The sequence below is a fragment of the Sphingopyxis sp. genome (assembly GCF_035565275.1).
GTDB lineage: Bacteria > Pseudomonadota > Alphaproteobacteria > Sphingomonadales > Sphingomonadaceae > Sphingopyxis.
Window position 1 is genome coordinate 1 of sequence record NZ_DATMST010000113.1, and the last position, 2,325, is coordinate 2,325.

Sequence of the window (2,325 nt, forward strand, 5' to 3'; positions counted from 1 at the left end):
CCGACATGCCGCCCGAAGGCGAGGATGCGGCAGCGCATGTGATGCGCAAATATGGCATCAGCGCCTCGGCCTCGACGCTCCCGACGCCGCCGCGCGCGGTGTAGGGCGCGGGCGGAAACGCCATCCACTTCGGCACCCACGGCGCGACCTTCGGGCGCCCGTTTGCGCCCTCCAGATGGTCGGCGACAATCGCTTTCAGCGCTTTCGCCTTCTCGCCGCCATTGGCGGCGGCGACCTCCTCGCCCGCGACGTCGGCGACGATCCTGCCGAGAATTTCGCGGTCGCGGATCAGCAACCAGAACGCCTCGTCGGGCTGCCAGTGCTTCGCCATATCGACGCCGAGATGAAGGCCGATCATCTCGACCGCCTCGCTTCCCGCCATCAGCGTCTCGCCCATGACCACCGCGACGATATCGAGCACACAGGCATCGGGCAGTTCGAGCAGCCGCGCGAACAGCGACGGGAAATCGCTCCCGCCCCCATAGCGCGCGGTCACCGTCGCGCGCTCGGGATCGAAGCCGAGCACGGCGAGCACCGCGCGGCGGCGCTCGTCGAACGCCACCTCGGCGCTGCACGTCTCGATGCTCTCCTGCACATCGTCCTTTGCGCAGGTCTGCGACTGGACATCGACGCGGAAATGGTCGGCGCCGCTGATGACGTGCGCGACGAGCGCGCGCAGCGCGACCCCGCCATGTCCGGCCATTTCGGCGCGCACCGCCGCGTGACGGTGCAGGTCGATATAGGCGTTCAGCGGTCCCGACACCTCGGGGCGCTGCGCCTTGGCAGGCGCCTCGCTCTTTTCGCCGCGCGCCCGCGCCGCCGCTTCCTTCGCGGTGACATAGCCCTCATGGAAATCGACCTCGCCGGTGTCGCGCACCTCGACATAGACGCGTCCGCCCTTGCGTTTCGGCGCGTGGCTATAGTCCCACTGTCGGAAGCGCTCGCCGCGTTCGAGGATGACGACATCGCTCCATCCCGCCGCGATCAAGGCCGCCTTGCGCGCCTCGATCTCGGCCGTCTGCGCGGTCCAGAAGGCGTCGCTGTCGGCGAACAGCGGATCGTCGCCGAACAGGTCGGCGATCACCGCCGCGCCCGATGCCTCGACGTCGAACAGCGCGTGGGCGGTCTTGATCGCGGTGCCGCCGAACAGCCACGCCTTGAGCTGGTGGCCGGTCGGGCAATAGGCGTTCTCGTCGTCGCGAAGCGCCAGCCATGCCGTCTGCTGACTTTTCGACGCGAGGGTCAGATGGCGCACCGTCGCCGGGTCGATCTCGCCGCCGCGATAGAGGGTGCGGATGCGCGGCAGGAGATTGCCGAGCGCGAGGATGCGCTTGACCGCTTTCGGTTCGAACGCGAAAGCGGCGGCGATTTCCTCGACGTTGCGACCCGCCTTGGCGAGTTTGACAAACGCCTCCCACTGGCTGACCTCGTCAGGTTCGACCCGCGCGAGATTTTCGATCATCGACGCTTCGATGGCGTCGGCGTCGTCACCCTCTTCCAAAATTCCGCATGGCAGCGGACGCGCCGGTCCGCCTTCGCGTGCGACGATGCTGGCGGCAGTGAAGCGGCGCCGGCCTGCCGAAATGCGGAAACGCCCCTCCTCGGCGTCGGGCCGCACGATCAGCGATTGGAGGACGCCTCGCTTGCGTACGCTCGGCAAAATATCGCTGACATCGGGGTCTCGTCCCTTGGCGCGCATATTGGCCGGATCGACCGACAGCTTGTCGAGCGGGATAAAATCGAGTTTCATGATGCACTCCATTCCTTGCGGTGCCGGTCTCCGATTCCCTGCAGGGGCTCCCTCGGAGACCGGCTTCGATTGACGGCGAGACGCGCCGCCGCGTCAGCTGCCCGCGCCGCCCTCCCCTCCTTCGCGAGGGGGAAGCGGGTCCGGCAGAAGCTGGTCGCGTTTCCGGCGCAAAAGCGCCTTTTCGGCGAGGCCGATCGAACCGAGCCGCCGCGCCGTGCCGGTCCAGTCCGACAGCGGCGCGAGCGGGTCGAAATGGACATCGCGTTCGATGCCCAGCCCGAACGGCAGCCGCACGACGGCGATTTCGGCGAGCGAGAAACAGCCGAGTTCGGGGCAGCCGAAGCCGAGATCGGCAAGCCCGAACAGCGTGTCGCCGTCGCTGTCGATCTCGGTCGCGAGCCACGTCGCCGCGCCGAGCGGATTGAAGAATTTGACGACGGGCCACGGATCGAAGGCGGTTTCGCGGGCGCGGTGAATCCGGCTCGCATGGCCGTTCGCGTTGAGCGCGAAGCGCAGCTCGGCGGGAAGGAGAATCATCGCCCGCCTCCCGCCCCGGGCGTGGCGGGTGCGCCGTC

Annotated in this window: 2 protein-coding genes; both read right to left on the minus strand. The window is 68.2% G+C overall.

Going from position 1 to position 2,325, the window contains the following annotated elements:
* Positions 1 to 1,750, minus strand: a 1,750-nt coding sequence (locus tag VN047_RS07760; protein ID WP_325541549.1) for a ParB/RepB/Spo0J family partition protein, incomplete at its 3' end; no start/stop codon positions are given.
* Between the two features lie 93 nt (positions 1,751 to 1,843).
* The gene (locus VN047_RS07765; RefSeq protein ID WP_325541550.1) at positions 1,844 to 2,287 is read right to left on the minus strand and encodes a DUF2958 domain-containing protein; all 444 of its coding nucleotides are present in this window, start codon (positions 2,285 to 2,287) and stop codon (positions 1,844 to 1,846) included.
* Between the last annotated feature and the right edge of the window lie 38 nt (positions 2,288 to 2,325).